19 protein-coding genes are annotated in these 19,967 nt (G+C 35.5%); 6 read left to right on the top strand and 13 right to left on the bottom strand.

The genetic code is table 11. The features are described 5' to 3' along the window. The first annotated feature begins 79 nt into the window (after positions 1–79). Entirely contained in the window at positions 80–460 is a 381-nt protein-coding gene (locus ACSBPO_RS07020; RefSeq protein WP_442599339.1) for a small peptidoglycan-associated lipoprotein, read from the top strand. Between the two features lie 63 nt (positions 461–523). On the opposite strand, the gene lpdA is transcribed toward ACSBPO_RS07020, so the two are convergent. The 5 genes from lpdA to ACSBPO_RS06995 form a co-directional block, all read right to left on the bottom strand. Then, the gene (gene lpdA, locus ACSBPO_RS07015) at positions 524–1,933 is read right to left on the bottom strand and encodes a dihydrolipoyl dehydrogenase (RefSeq protein WP_442599338.1); all 1,410 of its coding nucleotides are present in this window, start codon (positions 1,931–1,933) and stop codon (positions 524–526) included. Positions 1,934–1,936: 3 nt separating this feature from the next. Then, positions 1,937–3,280, bottom strand: coding sequence for a dihydrolipoamide acetyltransferase family protein (locus ACSBPO_RS07010; protein ID WP_442599337.1), 1,344 nt, complete (start codon positions 3,278–3,280; stop codon positions 1,937–1,939). 78 nt (positions 3,281–3,358) lie between these two features. Continuing rightward, positions 3,359–4,336 carry an alpha-ketoacid dehydrogenase subunit beta gene (locus ACSBPO_RS07005; RefSeq protein ID WP_442599336.1) on the bottom strand — a complete coding sequence of 326 codons (978 nt, stop codon included), beginning with the start codon at positions 4,334–4,336 and terminating at the stop codon, positions 3,359–3,361. Between the two features lie 3 nt (positions 4,337–4,339). Further along, positions 4,340–5,455: a pyruvate dehydrogenase (acetyl-transferring) E1 component subunit alpha gene (gene pdhA / locus ACSBPO_RS07000; protein ID WP_442599335.1), complete on the bottom strand. Its 1,116-nt coding sequence runs from the start codon at positions 5,453–5,455 to the stop codon at positions 4,340–4,342. Between the two features lie 416 nt (positions 5,456–5,871). Beyond that, positions 5,872–6,531 (bottom strand): YkyA family protein, encoded by a 660-nt coding sequence (locus ACSBPO_RS06995; RefSeq protein ID WP_442599334.1) that lies wholly within the window; start codon positions 6,529–6,531, stop codon positions 5,872–5,874. Positions 6,532–6,763: 232 nt separating this feature from the next. Here ACSBPO_RS06995 and ACSBPO_RS06990 point away from each other — a divergent pair, with 232 nt between their 5' ends. Together ACSBPO_RS06990 and def are read left to right on the top strand one after the other, a co-directional pair. After that, the gene (locus ACSBPO_RS06990) at positions 6,764–6,901 is read left to right on the top strand and encodes a YjcZ family sporulation protein (protein WP_442599333.1); all 138 of its coding nucleotides are present in this window, start codon (positions 6,764–6,766) and stop codon (positions 6,899–6,901) included. 137 nt (positions 6,902–7,038) lie between these two features. Then, positions 7,039–7,593, top strand: coding sequence for a peptide deformylase (gene def, locus ACSBPO_RS06985; protein WP_442599332.1), 555 nt, complete (start codon positions 7,039–7,041; stop codon positions 7,591–7,593). A gap of 39 nt (positions 7,594–7,632) precedes the next feature. Here the strand turns inward: def and ACSBPO_RS06980 are convergent, their stop codons facing one another. Beyond that, positions 7,633–8,403 carry a Cof-type HAD-IIB family hydrolase gene (locus tag ACSBPO_RS06980; protein WP_442599331.1) on the bottom strand — a complete coding sequence of 257 codons (771 nt, stop codon included), beginning with the start codon at positions 8,401–8,403 and terminating at the stop codon, positions 7,633–7,635. 592 nt (positions 8,404–8,995) lie between these two features. Between ACSBPO_RS06980 and ACSBPO_RS06975 the strand changes: the two genes are divergently transcribed. The 3 genes from ACSBPO_RS06975 to ACSBPO_RS06965 all read left to right on the top strand — a co-directional run bounded on the left by ACSBPO_RS06975 (position 8,996) and on the right by ACSBPO_RS06965 (position 11,448). Further along, positions 8,996–9,208, top strand: a complete 213-nt coding sequence (locus tag ACSBPO_RS06975) for a DNA-dependent RNA polymerase subunit epsilon (protein WP_442599330.1) — start codon at positions 8,996–8,998, stop codon at positions 9,206–9,208. Between the two features lie 3 nt (positions 9,209–9,211). Beyond that, positions 9,212–10,882 carry a ribonuclease J1 gene (gene rnjA / locus ACSBPO_RS06970; RefSeq protein ID WP_442599329.1) on the top strand — a complete coding sequence of 557 codons (1,671 nt, stop codon included), beginning with the start codon at positions 9,212–9,214 and terminating at the stop codon, positions 10,880–10,882. A 137-nt stretch (positions 10,883–11,019) separates the two neighbouring features. Beyond that, on the top strand, positions 11,020–11,448 hold the full coding sequence (locus ACSBPO_RS06965) for a cell wall hydrolase (RefSeq protein WP_442599328.1): 429 nt from the start codon (positions 11,020–11,022) through the stop codon (positions 11,446–11,448). 561 nt (positions 11,449–12,009) lie between these two features. On the opposite strand, the gene ACSBPO_RS06960 is transcribed toward ACSBPO_RS06965, so the two are convergent. From ACSBPO_RS06960 to ACSBPO_RS06930, 7 genes are all read right to left on the bottom strand, one after another. Continuing rightward, entirely contained in the window at positions 12,010–12,669 is a 660-nt protein-coding gene (locus ACSBPO_RS06960) for a potassium channel family protein (protein ID WP_442599327.1), read from the bottom strand. A gap of 73 nt (positions 12,670–12,742) precedes the next feature. Further along, positions 12,743–13,651, bottom strand: coding sequence for a DUF4349 domain-containing protein (locus ACSBPO_RS06955; protein ID WP_442599326.1), 909 nt, complete (start codon positions 13,649–13,651; stop codon positions 12,743–12,745). Between the two features lie 142 nt (positions 13,652–13,793). Next, positions 13,794–15,614: an ABC transporter ATP-binding protein gene (locus ACSBPO_RS06950; RefSeq protein WP_442599325.1), complete on the bottom strand. Its 1,821-nt coding sequence runs from the start codon at positions 15,612–15,614 to the stop codon at positions 13,794–13,796. A gap of 17 nt (positions 15,615–15,631) precedes the next feature. Further along, a complete protein-coding gene (locus ACSBPO_RS06945) occupies positions 15,632–17,386 on the bottom strand; it encodes an ABC transporter ATP-binding protein (protein WP_442599324.1) in 1,755 nt (584 codons plus the stop codon). Positions 17,387–17,557: 171 nt separating this feature from the next. Further along, positions 17,558–18,013 carry a TlpA family protein disulfide reductase gene (locus ACSBPO_RS06940; protein WP_442599323.1) on the bottom strand — a complete coding sequence of 152 codons (456 nt, stop codon included), beginning with the start codon at positions 18,011–18,013 and terminating at the stop codon, positions 17,558–17,560. 98 nt (positions 18,014–18,111) lie between these two features. Continuing rightward, entirely contained in the window at positions 18,112–18,654 is a 543-nt protein-coding gene (locus ACSBPO_RS06935; protein ID WP_442599322.1) for a peroxiredoxin, read from the bottom strand. Positions 18,655–18,776: 122 nt separating this feature from the next. Then, on the bottom strand, positions 18,777–19,901 hold the full coding sequence (locus ACSBPO_RS06930; RefSeq protein WP_442599321.1) for an N-acetyldiaminopimelate deacetylase: 1,125 nt from the start codon (positions 19,899–19,901) through the stop codon (positions 18,777–18,779). Positions 19,902–19,967: the final 66 nt, after the last annotated feature.

The raw sequence follows: 19,967 nt of genomic DNA, 5'->3' as shown, positions 1-19,967 counted from the left end.
ATCTTCTATGCTAGAATATAGGTAAAATTGACGAATTTTCGACACTTACTTATATTTTTTAATAAAGCGAGGCGTACAAATGAAAGGGTTGGCTCTGGTTTCTATATGTACCATACTATTTTTCATAGCCTCTTGTAATAATCATTATTCTATTGATTCTTTATCGATTAAAAAGAATGTAAAACAAATAGTCTTTTTTACAGATGAGGCAAATGTTCAAGTTGAAGCACCTTATTATGATGCTATAATTGAACTGCGGAAAGATTTTCCAGAGGAAATAAAAAATATGATGGTTCTTACAAAAGCTAATGGTAAAAAGTATTATGAATCCTTTAAAATAAAAAGTTCTCCGGCCATTGTTGTTATTTATAATAATCAAATCGTCTCTAATATCAACGGTAAAGTAACAAAAGACCAAATCGTACAACCAACCTCTAAAGCACTTGAAATACAAAAATAAAAGTCCTTTTCAAATTGAAAAGGACCTTTGTAGCAGACCTAAAACGTTTTAGGTCTGCTTTTATTATTTAATAATATGAATTGGACTACCAAGTGCAACTTCTGCAGCTTCCATTGTAATTTCACCAAGAGTTGGATGAGCATGAATAGTCATTGCTAAATCTTCAGCTGTCATTCCAGTCTCAATCGCCAGTCCTAACTCAGCAATCATGTCAGATGCACTAGGGCCAGCAATTTGAGCTCCAATGACTAATCCGTCTTCTTTACGTGTAATTAATTTTACAAAACCATCTGTTGCATCAAGTGCAAGTGCACGGCCGTTTGCAGCGAACGGGAATTTAGCTGCGATAATCTCTATACCCTCTTCTTTAGCTTGAGCCTCTGTGTATCCAACTGAAGCTAATTCAGGATCAGAGAAAACGACAGCAGGAATTCCTAAATAATCGATTTCTGAAGGATGCCCAGCAATCGCTTCTGCAGCAATTTTACCTTCGTATGATGCTTTATGAGCTAATGGTGGACCTGCTACAACATCTCCAATGGCATATATATTGCTGATATTTGTTCGGCACTGTTTATCAACATTAATAATACCACGATCTGTCTTTTCAATACCTACCTGCTCTAAACCTATCTCATCGGTATTTGGTTTACGACCAACCATAACAAAAACATAATCAGCTTCGACAGTCTTTGCTTCACCATTTACTTCATAGGTAACAGTTACACTATTTTCGTTTTCTTGAACACCTTTAGCCAATGCTTTTGTTATGATTTCTGCACCTTTTTTCTTTAGGTTACGTTTAACAAGTGCAGACATTTGCTTTTCAAAACCATTTAAGATTTCATCTGTACCTTCTAAGATGGTTACTTGGGTACCAAAGTTAGCATAAGCTCCTCCTAGCTCAGTTCCAATATAACCGCCACCGATAACGACAATTTTATTTGGAATTTCTTCAAGGGCTAATGCTCCAGTTGAATCTAAAACACGTTTTGAATATTTAAATGCAGGTAATTCAATCGGACGAGATCCCGTTGCAATAATGGCATTTTTAAAAGTATAAGTTTGGGCAGAATTTTCGTCCATTACACGAAGAGTGTTAGCATCTACGAAATACGCTTCACCACGAACGATATCTACTTTATTTCCCTTTAACAGGCCTTCAACTCCACCTGTTAATTTCTTAACCACACTTGCTTTCCACGCTTGTACTTTGCTGAAATCAACTTTTACATTTTCAGCTGTAATACCAATTGAATCAGAATGCTTTGCTGTTTCATAACGGTGTCCAGCTGCAATAAGCGCCTTGGATGGAATACATCCAACATTTAAGCACACTCCACCTAGAATTGCTTTTTCAACGATTGTAACTTTTTGTCCTAGTTGTGCAGCACGAATAGCTGCAACGTATCCACCAGGACCTGCCCCAATGACGAGAGTATCTGTTTCTATAGGAAAATCTCCAACTACCATCGATTACGCCTCCATTAACAATAGTTCTGGATCGTTTAATAAACGTTTAATATGATTTAATGCGTTTTGAGCTGTTGCACCATCAATCATTCTGTGGTCGAAGCTAAATGATAAAGCTAATACAGGAGCTGCAACAATCTCACCATCTTTAACCACTGGTTTTTCTGCGATTCTTCCAATACCTAAAATTGCAACCTCTGGGTGATTGATAACTGGTGTAAACCATTGTCCACCTGCAGAACCAATGTTAGTGATGGTACATGAAGCACCTTTCATTTCATCTGGTGCAAGTTTACCGTCTCTAGCTTTGCCAGCTAATTCATTGATTTCATTTGAAATAGTGAATACAGACTTACGGTCAGCATCTTTTACAACAGGGACTAATAAACCTTTCTCTGTGTCAGCAGCAATACCGATATTGAAATAATGCTTATGAATAATTTCACTATTTGCATCATCCAATGATGTATTTAATACTGGATATTCACGAAGTGCACTTGTTAATGCTTTAACTACGTAAGGAAGGAAAGTAAGTTTGATTCCTTTCGCAGCTGCCACTTCTTTAAATTTCTTACGGTGTGCAACAAGCTTTGTTACATCTATTTCATCCATTAAGGTAACGTGTGGTGCGGTGTGCTTAGAATTTACCATTGCTTTCGCAATTGCTTTTCTAATACCACTCATTTTTTCTCGTGTTTCTGGATATTGTCCTTGAGGAATTGGAGCTGCAGCAGCTGTTGGTTGTTCAGTCGTTACAGCAGCAGTTCCTTCTTGAGCAACATTAGCATCCTGTGGTGCTGCTTGAATTGCTCCACCACTTAGGAATGAATCAATATCTTCTTTTAAAATACGTCCATTTTTACCAGTACCCTGTACACGAGAAATCTCAACACTCTTTTCGCGAGCATATTTACGTACAGAAGGCATTGCAATAATTCGACGGTTAGGGTCTATTTCTGGCTGTGTTTCTGCAATTGCATTAGCTGTAGTACTCTCATTGTTAGAAGGAGCCGCAGTTTGTGCTGGTGCTGGTGCTGGTGCCGATGGAGCTTCCTCTTGCTTTGGTGCTTCTTCCTCATGATCACCTTTAAATTTTAAATGTTCATATCCAGGCGCATCAAAAGTAATTAAAGTTTGTCCAACTGTTGCTACAGTGCCTTCTTCTACTAAAATTTCTTCAACGGTACCAGCAACAGGAGATGGAATTTCTACAACAGCTTTATCGTTTTGAACTTCACATAGCACATCGTCTTCTTGAACCTTATCGCCTTTTTTTACAAACCACTTGACGATTTCCCCTTCATGGATACCTTCACCAATATCAGGTAATTTAAATTGAAATGACACGGATTTTCACCCTCCTAAATTTCACTGTCTCAAACATATCAAACATGAAAAGGGCAGACATTTGCCCTCTCCCCTATATTAGAATTCTAAAACCTTTTTCGCTGTTTCGATAACATCTTTGTAATTAGGTAACCATACTGTCTCTGCTTGTGGGAATGCAAACACTGTATCTGGTGCAGTCACACGTAGTACTGGAGCCTCTAAGCTCAAAATTGCACGGTCATTGATTTCTGCAACAACATTTGCAGCAATACCTGCTTGTTTTTGAGCTTCTTGAACGACAATCGCACGTCCTGTTTTTTCAACAGAAGCCATAATTGTTTCAATATCTAGAGGGCTAACTGTACGTAAATCAATTACTTCTACAGAATAACCATCTTTAGCGAGCTCTTCAGCTGCTTTTAATGATTCATGAACCATAGCTCCATAAGTGACAATCGTTAAATCTGTTCCTTCTCTTTTCACTTCAGCTACACCTAATGGAATGGTGTATTCTCCTTCAGGAACTTCTTGACGGAAAGAACGATATAATTTCATGTGTTCAAGAAAAATAACTGGATCATTATCACGAATTGCAGAGATTAGTAATCCTTTTGCATCGTAAGGGGTGGATGGAATAACTACCTTTAAACCTGGTTGTTGTGCCATTAATCCCTCTAAACTATCAGCGTGCATCTCAGGCGTATGTACACCGCCTCCGAATGGTGAGCGAATAGTTACTGGTGCGTTAAATCGTCCACCTGAACGATAACGCATACGTGCTAACTGTCCAGAAATAGAATCCATTACTTCATATACAAATCCAAAAAATTGAATTTCAGGAACAGGACGGAAGCCTTGCAAAGTAAGACCAACAGCTAAACCACCAATTCCAGACTCAGCAAGAGGTGTATCAAATACACGTTCTTCCCCGAATTCTTGCTGCAGGCCTTCAGTTGCACGGAATACCCCGCCATTTACGCCTACGTCTTCACCGAAAATTAATACATTCGGATCATTTCGCAGTTCTGTACGTAACGCATCCGTGATTGCTTGAATCATAGTCATTTGCGCCATGGCTTACTTCGACTCCTTCTCTTTATATATTTCATATTGTTCTTTTAAGTTATACGGTAACTCTTCATGCATAATAGAAATAAGGTCTGTTACTTTTTGCTTTGGAGCTTTATCAGCTTCTGCAATTGCTTCTTTAATATCTTCTTTTGCTTTTTCAATTGTTTCATTTTCCATCTCTTCGTTCCAAATTCCTTTCTTCTCTAGGAATTTACGGAAACGAACAAGTGGGTCCTTTTTCTCCCATTCATTATCTAACTCAGCCGTACGATAACGAGTTGGATCGTCCCCTGCCATTGTATGAGGACCATAGCGATAAGTTAAGGTTTCGATTAAAGTAGGTCCTTCGCCATTTATTGCACGTTCACGAGCTTCACGAACTGCTGCATAAACAGCCAATGGATCCATTCCGTCTACTTGAATGCCATAGATTCCTGCAGCAACAGCTTTTTGTGCAAGTGTTTTAGCTGCAGATTGTTTAGAAACTGGAGTCGAAATCGCAAAACGATTATTTTGAACAATAAAGATTGCTGGAGCACTATAAGCACCTGCAAAGTTAATCCCTTCATAAAAATCACCTTGGGATGTTCCACCGTCACCAGTGTAAGTAATAGCAACAGACTTTTGGCCACGTTTTTTCATTCCAAGTGCTACTCCTGCAGCTTGAACATATTGAGCACCGATAATAATTTGTGGAGCAATCGCATTTACTCCCTCAGGAATTTGTCCACCTTGGAAATGTCCTCTTGACCACAAAAATGCTTGTGATAAAGGTAATCCATGCCAAATCATTTGGGGAACATCACGATATCCTGGAAGAATAAAATCTTCTTTTTCAAGAGCAAAATGTGAAGCTAATTGAGATGCTTCTTGTCCTGCTGTTGGAGCGTAGAATCCTAAGCGTCCTTGACGATTTAGAGAGATGGATCTTTGGTCCAATATACGTGTATACACCATGCGACGCATTAATTCCTGTAATTGCTCATCACTTAACTCTGGCATTGCTGCTTCGTTAACAATTTCGCCTTCTTCATTTAATATCTGGACTGTCTGAAATTGCTTCTCAACATTTTCGAATTGAGTTGTTGAATCGAAAATTGCTTTTTTTGTGTTTGAAGCCATCTAAGTCACCTCTTCCTCTCATATAAAAATTAAAATGACAATAGCCAATACTTACTTAGGTTACCCAAAGACACGTATTATTAGAAAACTTTGTTCTGTATGAAAGTTGACGAAAAAAACGTACTTTTGACTAGTTTTCCACAGAAGATTAAGAATCAATCATCATCATAGCATTTTCAGATATACCGTCTGTATTAGTTATTTATTAAAAAATTATAATACAATTTTTCTCTACGTTTTTCAGTTTACATCACAGCTTTTATATTCGTCAATCACTATGCTTTATAATTTAACAACATAATTAACTTATTAAAATGAAATCACTTCATCATTAACTGTATTATTTATTTCAATATAACTGTACCACAATAAACACTAATCAATACAAATAAAAAAAGGCGGATTATATTCCACCTTTACTCGCCCTCAATTTTGAACCCAGCTTTTTTATAAAATGCTAATTTCAATTCATTATATTTTTCCGTTTGAATATTAAATTGTTCATTAATTTTATATACATCCTCATACTTCATATTAATTTTATTTAGCTGTTCTTCAATCTGGTCAATGCTTACATCACGATTTTTAAACAATTGGTAAAGTTCCATATCATATTGTAAGGCTTGAAAATAAGCCACTTGAAGTTGATCATGCAGCTTATATCTTTCCATCATCAATTCGTATAAGTTTTTAGCATCGGTTTTAAGTGAGTTATCTTTTAATTCTTTTATATAAGGGGTTAGTTCTTTAAATACTTGTTCTGATTTTTCAATGCTATCCGTTTCTAAATTCATTAATTTCTTTCTTTCATCCACTAATGAGATAGCTTCGTTAGATAATTGCTCTATTTTATCGTGTTCCTTCATTCCGATGCTAATAATCTGATCGTACAGCGCTTTTTCTTTTTTCTCAGCCTGTACTAAGGGATCTTGTTGTTCTTTGAAAGCATTTTCAGCTACAACGACTTTTTCCATTACATCGTACATTTTTTCAGGAGCTGTTCTTTGATTTAGGCAACCACTTATTAAGAAAATACTAAAGAACAATATAGCCAAACCAAGTTTCTTTTTATTCATCTTTTAACCCCCTCCTTTAACAATTAATACGATATCAGTTGCGGTTCATTTTGACAACAAATGGTGTAAAAATGATGAATAAAAGGAATTAATAAGCTTGTCCTCTAAAATGATATTCTCTTTCTTATTGTTTATGACTAGGTATTCGCCCATACAAATATAGATTTCTGACATAGGCTATATAACCATCTGATGAATTAGTCAGATTAGTTTGTTTGAGGGGTTGATCGTAATGTATGGATACGGATACGGATATGGTTGTGGATGTGGATATGCTTATCCAGCATATGGATTTGGTAGAGGGTTTGCATTAATAGTGGTTCTTTTCATCCTATTAATCATTGTTGGATGTTCTTGTTGGAAGTTTTAAGAAAGCACGGGAAGAGTAAACCTCTTCCCGTTTGTTTTTTAGAAAAAGAATAGAAATATTAACTTTTTATGCATTGTCTGATAGACTATGAACATACATATGAAAAAAGATAGTGATATCAGGAGTGATGGTACTATATGTTAACAATGAAGGATATTATTCGTGATGGTCATCCATCATTACGGCAAGTAGCAAGTGAAGTTGTTCTACCCGCTTCCGAAGAAGATAAATCTATTTTAAAAAGTCTCTTGGAATACGTCATTAATAGCCAAGATTCAGAACTTTCCCTTCAATATGGCCTGCGACCAGGTATAGGCCTAGCAGCTCCGCAAATTAACGTATTGAAAAGAATGATTGCAGTTCATGTAAAAAATGAACAAGGACAATTATATAGTTATGCTTTATTCAATCCTAAAATTATGAGTCATTCAGTTGAAAAAGCTTATCTAACCTCTGGTGAGGGCTGTTTATCAGTAGATGAAAATATACCTGGATATGTCCCACGTTACGCTAGAGTAACTGTAAAAGGTTTTGATTTAGAGGGTAAAGAAATTAAAATCCGTTTAAAAGGATTACCAGCTATCGTCTTCCAGCATGAAATTGACCATTTAAACGGAATTATGTTTTATGATTATATTGATTCTTCTAATCCGTATAAGAAGATTGATAATGCCATTGCGATTGAAAGATAAAAGGTTGATCTAAGAGATCAACCTTCTTTATTTGTCTTTTTATATAAGCTGGAGTTCTTTTAAACCATACCATATTCCTTCTTCTGATACGTCTCGGGTAATAAGATTTGCTTGCGATTTAGCTTCACCCACTGCGTTACCCATTGCAACACCTGTTCCAACTGCTCTAAGCATCTCGATATCATTTAACCCGTCTCCAAATGCATAGACATCCTTAATGTCAAAACCAAGAGTTTCAACCATTCTTTTAATCCCTTCAGCTTTTGATCCTCCAGCGGGTAAAACATCAACAGAATAAGGATGCCATCGAATAAAATGAAAACGGGAATAATCCGAAGTATATAAATGTTCTTCACTTTCCTCACAAAAAAGAAGAGATTGGAAAATTTCATGTTTTTGATAGAAAAGTTCATCTTTTTCAGGATGAGGAAACTTTAAACTACCCATACTGTCTTCAATAAATTTATGATGATCAACACTTGATTTCATCGTGTGTTCATTCATAAATATAAGGGGATGACCCATTTTCTTACTATTTTCGGATAGCTGATGAATCTCATTTTTATCTAAAGGGTTTTTATAAATGACCTTATTTTCAAAAACAACATATTGTCCATTAAAACTGACAAATGAATCAATATCTAATTCTTCTCTAAGATTTTCAAACATAAATGGGGCTCTGCCAGTTGCAATAGCAACAAAAACCCCATTTTCCTTTAATAGCGCTAAAGCCTTCTTTGTGCTTAGAGGAAGATTCTTATCATGATCAAGCAACGTTCCATCTATATCAAAAAAAACAATCTTTTTCATTAGTTGGTCTCCTTTTACTGGATGTTAGGCAGAAATACTTGTTTAACTTTTATATTTTCCTTTTTTTAAAATAGTATATTGTTCCCTCAACTTATCCCTTTTGGCTTCATTACTTTCCTACTTTACCAAAGACAAGTATTAAATTCCATTTCATTTACTTAAATATTGACAAATTCAGTACATTCCAATTAATTCCACGTTTCTTTATGAAAAAATATGTCAGTTTATCATATAATAAAGTAAAGAGAGAAGGTTGAATCGTATATTTTTTCTATTTATTAGCCTCCCCTTCTTTACATTGGACAAGGAATGTTTAAAATAGGAAGTAAGGAGATGATCCACCATGTTAAAAAAGCTCAGAGAAAAGCTTTTGAAACAGTGGAAAGATTTACTTAGAAAAAAAACAATTGCTTAAATTTGAGCCCTTCATACTTGCGAAGGGCTCCTTCCTTATTGTAAATTTAATCAGTGCTTCTATTTTAAACCTTGTTTCCCAAATATAGGTATTTGCGCTGAAAATAGAAAATACATGAAATAAATGCTAATTTTTTATATAATAGAAAAAGTTAAAATGGAGTTAGGAGCGAGCTAAATGATTTTTAAAGTATATTATCAAAAATCTATTACAGAAGTACCAGTAAGAGAGAACACAAAGACGATGTATGTTGAAGCAAATTATGAAAGAGAAGTTAGAACAAAATTAGCTGATCGAGGTTTTAACATTGAGTATGTTCAACCTGTTGTAGATGCGTTTTTAGATTACGAAAAACAAAACGAAGATTTTAAAGTATTGGAGATAGATTAATTTATGAAATTTGTTAAAAATGACCAAACAGCCGTTTTTGCTTTAGGTGGTCTTGGTGAAATTGGTAAAAATACCTATGCAGTTCAATTTCAAGATGAAATTATTCTTATTGATGCCGGGATTAAATTCCCTGAAGATGAGCTATTAGGAATTGATTACGTTATTCCAGACTATACTTATCTTATTAAGAATGAAGAAAAAATTAAAGGTTTGTTTGTTACACATGGACATGAAGACCATATTGGTGGGATTCCTTATTTACTTAGAGAAATAAATATTCCAATTTATGGCGGTAAATTAGCATTAGGCTTTATTAAGAATAAATTAGAAGAACACGGTTTATTAAGAAATGCTAAATTAATCGAAATTAAAGAAGAAGATATTATCAAATTCAGAAAAACCTCTGTTACGTTTTTCAGAACCACACACAGTATTCCGGATTCTTACGGTATTGTGGTAAGAACCCCAAATGGTCAAATTGTTCATACAGGGGATTTTAAGTTTGATTTTACTCCAGTTGGAGAGCCAGCAAACTTAACGAAGATGGCGGAAATTGGTAAAGATGGAGTGCTATGTCTTTTATCAGATAGTACCAATAGTGAAATTCCTAATTTTACAATGTCCGAACGTCGTGTTGGAGAAAGTATCAATGACATTTTCCGTAAAGTCGATGGCCGAATCATATTTGCTACTTTTGCCTCCAATATACATCGTTTACAGCAAGTAACCGAATCTGCTGTTCAAAACGGAAGAAAAATAGCTGTTTTCGGCAGAAGTATGGAAGCAGCGATATCAATTGGACAAGACCTTGGCTATATCGTAGCACCAAAGGATACATTTATCGAACCTAGTCAAATCAATAGACTTCCGGCTAATCAGGTAACTATCCTTTGTACAGGAAGCCAAGGGGAGCCAATGGCAGCCCTTTCACGTATTGCCAATGGTACACATCGACAAATTCAAATAATACCTGGTGATACAGTTGTATTCTCTTCATCACCTATTCCTGGAAATACAATAAGTGTAAGTCGTACGATAAATGCATTATTTAAAGCAGGAGCTGAAGTCATTCATGGGCCTCTCAGTGACATCCATACTTCAGGGCATGGAGGTCAAGAGGAGCAAAAACTTATGCTTAGACTTATAAAGCCAAAATTCTTTATGCCTATACACGGTGAATATCGCATGCAAAAAATGCATTCTAAACTAGCTGTAGATTGTGGTGTACCTGAAGAAAATTGCTTCATAATGGATAATGGTGAAGTATTAGCACTTTCTGAGGATACAGCTCAAATTGCTGGAAAAATACCGTCAGGAAATGTTTATATTGATGGTAGTGGTATTGGCGATATTGGTAATATCGTTCTACGTGACCGAAGAATTCTTTCTGAAGAAGGTTTAGTTGTTGTAGTCGTTAGCATCAATATGAAAGAATCCAAAATTGCATCAGGTCCTGATATTATTTCACGCGGTTTTGTCTATATGAGAGAATCTGGTGATTTAATCAATGAAGCTCAAAATTTATTATCAAAACATCTGAATAAAGTCATTGCTGATCGCAAAACTACCCAATGGTCTGAAATTAAAAATGAAATTACAGACTCATTATCACCATTTTTATACGAAAAAACAAAACGTCGTCCTATGATCCTTCCAATCATTATGGAAGTATAAGTAGGAATAAAAGAGCCTGGAATCCCATTCCGGGCTCTTTGTTATTGTCTACAAAACCTATTATCATGGGATATAATTGTCAACATTATTGGGATATCGAAATAGTATATTGAATAATAATTTTCTGGGGTGATTCTATGGCAGTAGTAAGAGCGCGTGAATCTGATATCAATTTATTAGCTAGATTACTTAGAGCAGAGGGAGAAGGGGAAGGTAATCAAGGAATGTTGATGATCGGAAATGTAGGAATCAATCGCATTAGAGCTAATTGTTCGGACTTTAAAGGTCTTAAAACCATTCCCCAAATGGTCTATCAACCCCATGCTTTCGAAGCCACAACGAAAGGATATTTTTATCAGCGTGCTAGAGAAAATGAAAAACAATTGGCACGAAGAGCTGTGAAGGGGGCCAGAATTTGGCCATCCAAATATAGTCTTTGGTATTTTAGACCTTCGGGAGATTGTCCTCCAACTTGGTATAATCAACCCCTTGTTGGCCGTTTCAAGCTTCATTGTTTTTACGAGCCAACTGGTAAAGAATGTGAAAATGTCTATAATACTTTTTAATGTCTTGAATAAAGTAGTGTTGACTTTCACTCCAGGTTGCTCGCTTTCCGCAGGGCGGGCGGTAAGCCTCCTCGGCGCTGCTAGCGCCTGTGGGGTCTTACCTGTCCCGCTGCTCCCGCAGGAGTCTCGCACCTTCCGTTCCAGTCAACTATTTGATAAAAAAATTAATTTAAAAACAACAATCATTTAGAAATTGAATTTTTATAAAGTTTGTTGTTTTTAAGTGAATTATTCTTTTAATAATCTGAGTTGATTGTAGTGGAGGGCACTTGACTCCTGCGGGAAATAGAGGGAAGTGGGAGACCTAGGTAAAATGATCCTCGCGAGGGATCATTTCTACCCCACAGGCGCTTGCGCCGAGGAGACTCCCATCCCTCCCAAGATGAATTTGTTTTTTGAAAAAGCCGGGAGTAGGGCTTTTTCATAATTCATCCCCGCGGAAAGCAAGTGCCTGGAGCGGAAATCAACGGACAACTTTAGCCTTAAAAAACTATTTATATGAAAAGAGACAATATAAAAAAGGATACGCCTCTTGTAAAGAGTGTGTATCCTTTTTCCATTTTACTGGATTACTTTTTTTTCAAACCGATTGATATCTGCATCTGCTCCAATGACTATGAGTATATCTCCTTTTCGAATCGCTTCACTAGCCTGTGGAGACACTAAAATTTCAGTTTCTCTTTTTATTGCGACAATATTAATTCCATACTTCGCCCGAATATCAAGGTCAATTAAGGAATAACCGTCTAATTTACTGCTGGCAACAATTTCAACAATACTATGTTGGTCTGAAAGCTCTAAGTAATCTAGTACATTATTTGAAACTATATTATGAGCAATTCGTTTTCCCATATCTCTCTCGGGATGAACAACATGGTCCGCACCAATTTTACGCAGCACTTTTTCATGGTAATCATTTTGTGCCTTCACGGTAATATTTTTAACACCTAGCTCTTTTAAGATTAAGGTAGTTAAAATACTTGATTGAATATCGTCTCCTATCGCGACAATTACATGATCAAAGTTACGAATACCCAGACTTTTCAGCACCGCTTCATCTGTAGTATCCCCTACTACAGCATGCGAGGCAATCATTGCAAATTGATTGACCCGTTCTTCATTATTATCTATTGCCATTACTTCCATTCCTTGATCAGCGAGTTCCCTGCAGATACTTCCGCCAAATCGTCCTAAGCCTATAACGGCAAATTCTTTTCTCACTAGTTATTCCTCCAACGGTTGTAATGAAAAAACATGACTATATTTTAACAAATTAATAAACGTTTAGAAAGAATTATCCTTTTTCATTATTTTTTTGTTCTGTTTTTTCATTAGACTTATACCTTTTAAAACCAAAGTATAATATCAATAAAAAAACTGAAATTATTAGTAGTATTGGTAAGTTTCCAACTACTAAAACAAATAGTCCTGAAAATGCACTTAAGAGAAAATTGGTACTGGATGCAAATTGTTTCTTTGTTTTTTCCCATGTATTCAGTTTATCTTTTTCAATATCCGGAACAATAATATTATCCTCATATAAATGAATGGTAACAGTTGAAAATGAGGTTTGATTTTCTAAAAATTTCATTCGTCCTAAAACCTGCTCAATTTCTTCTTGCACTCTGGCTAAATCACTAGATATTTTTAATAAATCCTCTGTCTTATTAGCCTTCTTCATAAACTCTAATAAACGCTCTTCTATTACTCTTTTAGAACGAAGACGAGATTCTAGGTCTACATATTCTTCTGTCACGTCCTGACCATTAACATTGCGTTCTAAGACCTCTTCGGCCACCCCTTCGGCATCATCTAAAAACGCTTGAAAGTAGTCTTGCGGGATACGTAGAGTTATCGTCCCACTCATTTGTTTATTATCATCACGAAAAACATTGGATTGAACAATATATCCGCCATAACTACTCGCTTTCTTTTCCAGACTGCTATGAGTCGCTTCATAATTTTTCACTTTAAGCCGTATCTCAGCTTGATAGATAACCATCCTCTTACTACTCTCAATAGTAAGATTTTTAGTCTCCTCCGCTTTTAAATCGCCCACTGCATTTTCTGTCATTGAAATGGATTCCTCTGAACCGCTCTTGGCATGATCCATACTCATTTTTGCTTCTTCCTTTTGACCACTACAAGCACCTAATAGGAAAAGGAGAAGTATAGATAAACAGAAAATCCATAATTTCCTCATAGTATCACCCCACTGAATTGTTTTAAGAACAGACGCTTTTAGCAGATAAAAGTTACAATTTCTCCTTGAGATTAATATCTTAAAACAAAAAAAAGCGTATGAAATTTAAGTTTCATACGCTTTTTAGATAGGAGTCACCTAATTAACTAGCACTAAAAACTTGGTATTGTGCCTTAACAAGGTGATAATATTCTCCTTGTAGTTCCATTAGCTGATCATGACTGCCTTTCTCGATAATTTGTCCATGGTCAAGAACGAAGATTTTATCTGAATCTCTTATCGTCGAAAGTCTATGTGCGATAATAATGGATGTACGCCCGTTTAATAATGTCTTTAAAGCTGTTTGAATTTTCAATTCCGTTTCGGTATCAATACTTGCTGTCGCCTCATCTAAAATTAAGATTTTTGGATTCGCAAGCAATGACCTAGCAAAGGATAATAATTGTCTTTCTCCAACCGATAAGATGTTTCCTCTCTCTTCTACCTCAGTTAAATATCCATTTGGCAGCTTTTCGATGAAGGAATGAGCACCTACTGCTTCCGCTGCCTGCATCACTTCTTCATCAGTTGCATCTGGTCGTCCGAAACGGATATTTTCCATGATTGTTCCTGAAAAAATAAAAGTATCTTGTAGTACAACACTTATTTGGTTGCGAAGACTTTTTAGTGAGATATCCTTTATATCCATCCCATCGATTTTAACAGTTCCACTCGTAGAATCATAAAACCTACTAACTAAGTTTGCAATGGTTGTTTTACCAGAACCTGTATGACCGACCAAAGCTACCGTTTCACCTGCTTGTATTTCTAGGTTAATACCTTTAAGTGCTGTTCGTTTATCATCATAGGAAAAGACAACTTTTTCAAATTCAATATGGCCAGCTAGCTCTTTTAAGTCAACTGCATTCGTTTTTTCAGCCACTAATGGTTTTTCATCGAGAAACTCAAAAATCCGCTCGGATGAAGCCATTCCCATTAATAATTGATTATAAACCTGACCCAACCTAGATATAGGCTCCCAAAACATTCCTAAATAAAAAGCAAAAGAGACAAACACACCGATCGTAATAGTTTCATTTTGAATTAAATGAGCCCCAAACCAAATCAATACAGCAGTTCCCAACGCATTTGTCAATTCAACAAGAGGTCTAAACATCGCATTTTTTTGGGAAGCAATTCTCCAACTTTCATAGGTTTCCCAGTTTACTCCATCAAAGAAAGCCATATTCTCCTTTTCTTGAGTAAAAGATTGTGTCACTCGAATCCCCTGAATACTTTCATTTAAATGTGAATTTAACTTAGCTTGCTTTAAACGTACTAGCTGCCATGCACGACGAATATTCTTTCTCAGGCTTGTAGAAATAAAGAACATAATCGGCAGAATAACAAGGACAGCTAAAGTTAATGCAGGACTTAATGTAAATAGGATAATTATGATTCCAACAAGAAGAACAATGTCCATTAATAGATTAATGGCTCCATTTGTAAATAACTCTTGTAATGAGTTGATATCATTCATAATACGTACAAGAATGGAACCTGCAGATCGTTGATCAAAAAATCGATGCGAAAGATTTTGAACATGGGTGAACAAATGCTTTCTTAGGTCATAAATGACACTTTGGCCAAGTTCGTTCATCCATTTGATTCGAAAAATATTTGCCATATATGCTGCGGCATATAGCACTCCAATTGTTACAACCAATATAGTAAGTAGACCCATATCTTTATGTTTGATTGCTTTATCTAGCGTGTATACACCAATTAAAATCGGGATAGCTAGGCGAACTAATGTCGTTACAATTACCATAGCAATGGATAGCGGAAGTAAATTCTTACGATAGGGCTTCATATAACTAAATAACCGTAGCATCTGATGCCAATTAAACGGTTTATCTATGACTTGATCAGTAGAATAATGGAATCGTTTTAAAACATTTTCATTTATATTCTTTCTTTTCATGATGACACCTCCCCTTTTCATCCAGTTTGAGACGATACAATTACCGCTTGATCCTTATATTGAATTTCAAATATTCTTTGATATAAGCCATTATTTTTAACTAATTGTTCGTGGATACCACGTTCCACAATTCGACCATTTTCTAATACTAATATTTCATCAGCATGCTTTAAAGATGAAATACGGTGAGCAATAATAAAAGTTGTTCTGCCTTTCATTACTTCAATAAGAGCTTTTTGTATTTTAAACTCTGTTTCCATATCGACAGCACTTGTAGCATCATCCAATATTAATATACTTGGGTCTACACATATTGCACGAGCAATAGCAATCCGTTGCTTTTGCCCTCCAGATAATCCCATACCTCTTTCACCTAATATGGTGTCATAGCCATCTGGAAGTTCCATAATAAAATCATGGGCTTGTGCTCTTTTGGCCGCATCAATAATTTCCTCCATTGTGGCATCTGGTCTACCATAAGAAATGTTAGCTTTAATGGTGGATGAAAATAAGAAAGATTCTTGTAGAACAAATCCAATATTGCTTCTTAACGACTGTAAAGAATATTCACTTACATTCTTGCCATCAATAATTACTTCTCCATTTACCGGCTCATAGAATCTGGTTAACAATTGGGTTAAACTCGTTTTACCTGAACCAGTGGAGCCAATAAGACCAATCACTTTTCCTTGATGGGCTTTAAAGGAAATATTATAGAGCGCATCCTTTGAATCCTCATCATAGCGTAAGGTAACATCTTTAAATTCTACCTCGCCGCGAAGTTTTTCAGTTCCAAGAGAATGATCCCCATCAGCTATTTCCTTTTCTTCCTCCAACACCTCTAATAGTCTTTCACCCGATGCTTTCGCTTGTGAAAACATGTTAATCACAAAGCCTAAGTTTACAATTGGCCAAATGATATACCAAACTAAACTATAAAAAGCAACCAATTCACCTGGTTTTAATTCAGAGTTAATAACTAAATATCCTCCATAAGATAACAAAAAGACAACACTAAGATTCCCGAGGAACTCCATTAATGGGAAAAATTTCGCCCATATTATAGAAGTGGATAAATACTTTTCTTTATAATCACTATTGGAATCATTGAATTTTCCAATTTCAAATTCTTCGCGGGACAAAGATTTAACTGTATTTATCCCACTAATATTTTCTTGAACCTTCGTATTTAGCTTCCCGAATGATTTTCTAATTCCTCTAAAGGCAGGATGGACAGCCTTTTCAAATTTGTAAACGACAATCGCCAAAAAAGGTAATGTGGCAAGCGTAACTAAAGTTAATGTGACTGAATAATAAAACATAACAGCAAAGCTTATACCAATTAAAACGATTAATCTAATTAATTCTGCAATACCGAAGGATAGAAAAAATCTAAAGCCCTCAACATCCGCTGTTAAACGTGACATCAGGTCTCCAGTCTTGGCATTATCATAATAACGAAACGGCAAAAATTGAAGCTTTTCATAAAGTGAATTTCTTAATTTATAAACTGTTTTAATTCCGAACATATCACCATAATATTGATTAATGTAAGTTGCAATCCCTTTTATAAACATTAGAATAATAAAACCTATGGCAAGATACGGTACCCAATTATACTTTTTCCCCAATACGACATCGTCGATTGTTACTTGTAAGATCATTGGATATACCACTGTAATGGCTGTTACTAACATTAAGAACGCAATTGACCAAAAAAAGTACTTTACATATGGCCAATAAAAAGGCTTTAGCTTTTTAAACGTATTCATGATGACCCTCCCTTTGTTTGAATCTTTCTATTTTTTTGTAAGAACATAATAATAAATATATCGAGTTTCGAAGTATTTTTCCAGTCTTTTGCCTGAATTTTTTTAAAAGTGTAAATAAACTTTTTCTTTACTTAGGCATAAAAAAACAGCAATCACAAGGATTGCTGTTCATTATTCTGCTTTTTCCATTTCATCTAAAACGCGATTTACTCGTTTTTCTAACATTTTCATTCCACTTCCACCTGCTTGAAAATGACGAAGGTTACCGTCTTTATCAAATACATAATAGGCAGGAACGTATTGGTTTTCAAAGGCTTCTGTTAATTTATGTTCATTATCAACAAAAATAGGCTGACTAATACCATGTTCATTTGCAACCTTTTTAATCTCATCAAGATTTAAATCTTCTTCTGATCTTGGCATATGAACGGCTACTACATTTAACTTGTCCTTAAACTGGTCCCGGAATTGATTTACTTGCGGCATAGCTTCTTTACACAGATAACAGCTAACTGACCAGAAGTGAATTAAGGTAGGTTTTTCTCCTACTAACTGTTCTTTTGTTACTTCCCCATTTAACCACTCTGTGGCACCGTTTAATTCTGGCATTGGTTCACGTAGTTTCATGTTTTATAACTCCTCTCATTAAAAGATGTTCCTCATTGCCTGCTTTGGTTTTAAAAAGACCTAACTTTAAAGAGTTAGGTCTGAATAGATGAGTAAAATTATAGTGTAGCTTGTCCAGGTTTCCAGTTTGCTGGACATAAACCACCTGTTTGAAGTGCTTGAAGCACACGTAATGTTTCATCTACATCACGGCCGATATTATTATGGTTCACCACAGAATACATTAATTCACCTTCAGGGCTAATGATAAATAGTCCACGAAGAGCGATACCTTCTTCTTCAATTAATACACCATATTCACGTGAAATCATGTGATTTGTATCGGCAGCTAATGGATAATTTAATACTCCAAGTCCATTATTTTTACGATCTGTATTGATCCATGCTAAGTGAGTATGAATTGTATCTGTAGATACTCCAATTACCTCAGCATCTAAGTCTTCAAACTCATCATAACGATCAGAAAGAGCTGTAATTTCTGTAGGGCAAACGAAAGTGAAATCCATTGGATAGAAGAAAAGAACAGTCCACTTGTCATTCTTCATATTTTCTTCCAAGCTAACCTTTCCAAACTCCTTGTTTGGTAATACTGCATCCATTTCAAAACGTGGTGCTTGTTTTCCTACCATACGTTCTGGCATATCTAACCCCTCCATTAAAAATAATATTATTAGGATTATGTAAGTTCATTTGTTGTTCTATAAATCAAATCTAGTTTAGCATTTCTAATAGAAAAAATAAAATATTCTGCATTTATCTATATTTAGTTTTCTTGACCTTTGAATGATAAATAATTTCCTATAAAAGAAATCCCTTTCTCAATAACCGATTCATCAGGGTTTAACTTAGAATGATGAAGTCCATAATCAGAAGCTACCCCTAACCAAAACATAAAACCTGGTATCTCCTTTAACATATAACCAAAGTCTTCACCTGTCATTGCTTCTTTACATTCAATGAGTTTCATTGTTTTATTATGTTGTATAAACTCCATAAATTCTCTTGTTTCCGTTTCATGATTGTAAACCTGATGGTACATACAACCAAAGTCAATGGAGGCTTCACATTGAAATCCTACTTCAATACCATTCACTAGTGCTTTAACTCTTTGTTTCACTTTATTCATCGATTCAGGTGAGAGGGTTCGAATAGTTCCCTCTAGTCTTGCACGTTCTGCTATGATATTTTGGACGGTCCCACCCGTAATTTTTCCAATCGTAATAACAGCACTATCCAAAGGATCTACATTTCTCGAAATAACCGTTTGCAGTTGAGAAACAAGTGCACAGGCAGCAACAACCATATCATTCGTTTGATGTGGATAAGCAGCATGACCGCCTTTACCTTTTAAGTCAATGAAGAGTTCAGATGTATTTGCAAATAATAATCCTTCTTTTACAGCGATGGTACCGACCGGATACTCTGGTGCAATATGTAAAGCCATAATCATATCCGGTTTCCAATCTTTCATAATATCTGATTGAAGCATCGGTTCTGCCCCACCAGGACCTTCTTCTGCGGGTTGAAAAATAAACAAAACATCATCCTGAATCGGATTATTAATGATATATGTCAATACTCCTAATGCAATACTCATATGAAAATCATGCCCACAAGCATGCATTCTGCCTTCATGAGTAGATTGAAATGGTAAGCCTGTTTCTTCTGTTATGGGTAAACCATCAATATCAGCTCGATATCCAATTGTTTTACGTGGATTTAGGCCATGAACCTTAACAAATAACCCGGTTTTCCATTTTTTAATGGTTAGACGATTCTCAGGCAGGCTTGAAAGATATTCAACTAAATAAGCTTGTGTTTTAAATTCTTGGAATCCTAATTCAGGAATTTTGTGTAACTCTCTACGAATGTTTACAAACGTACTCAAAGACGAGTCCCCCTATTAGAAAAGCTATTTAATAATGACGCCTCATTAGAAATAAAGCGTGGAATA

The organism is Neobacillus sp. D3-1R (assembly GCF_052180215.1).
In the GTDB taxonomy this organism is placed as follows: Bacteria; Bacillota; Bacilli; order Bacillales; family Cytobacillaceae; genus Pseudoneobacillus.
Note: the sequence above shows the minus strand (reverse complement) of the source record. Positions and strands in the feature narration are given on the sequence as shown.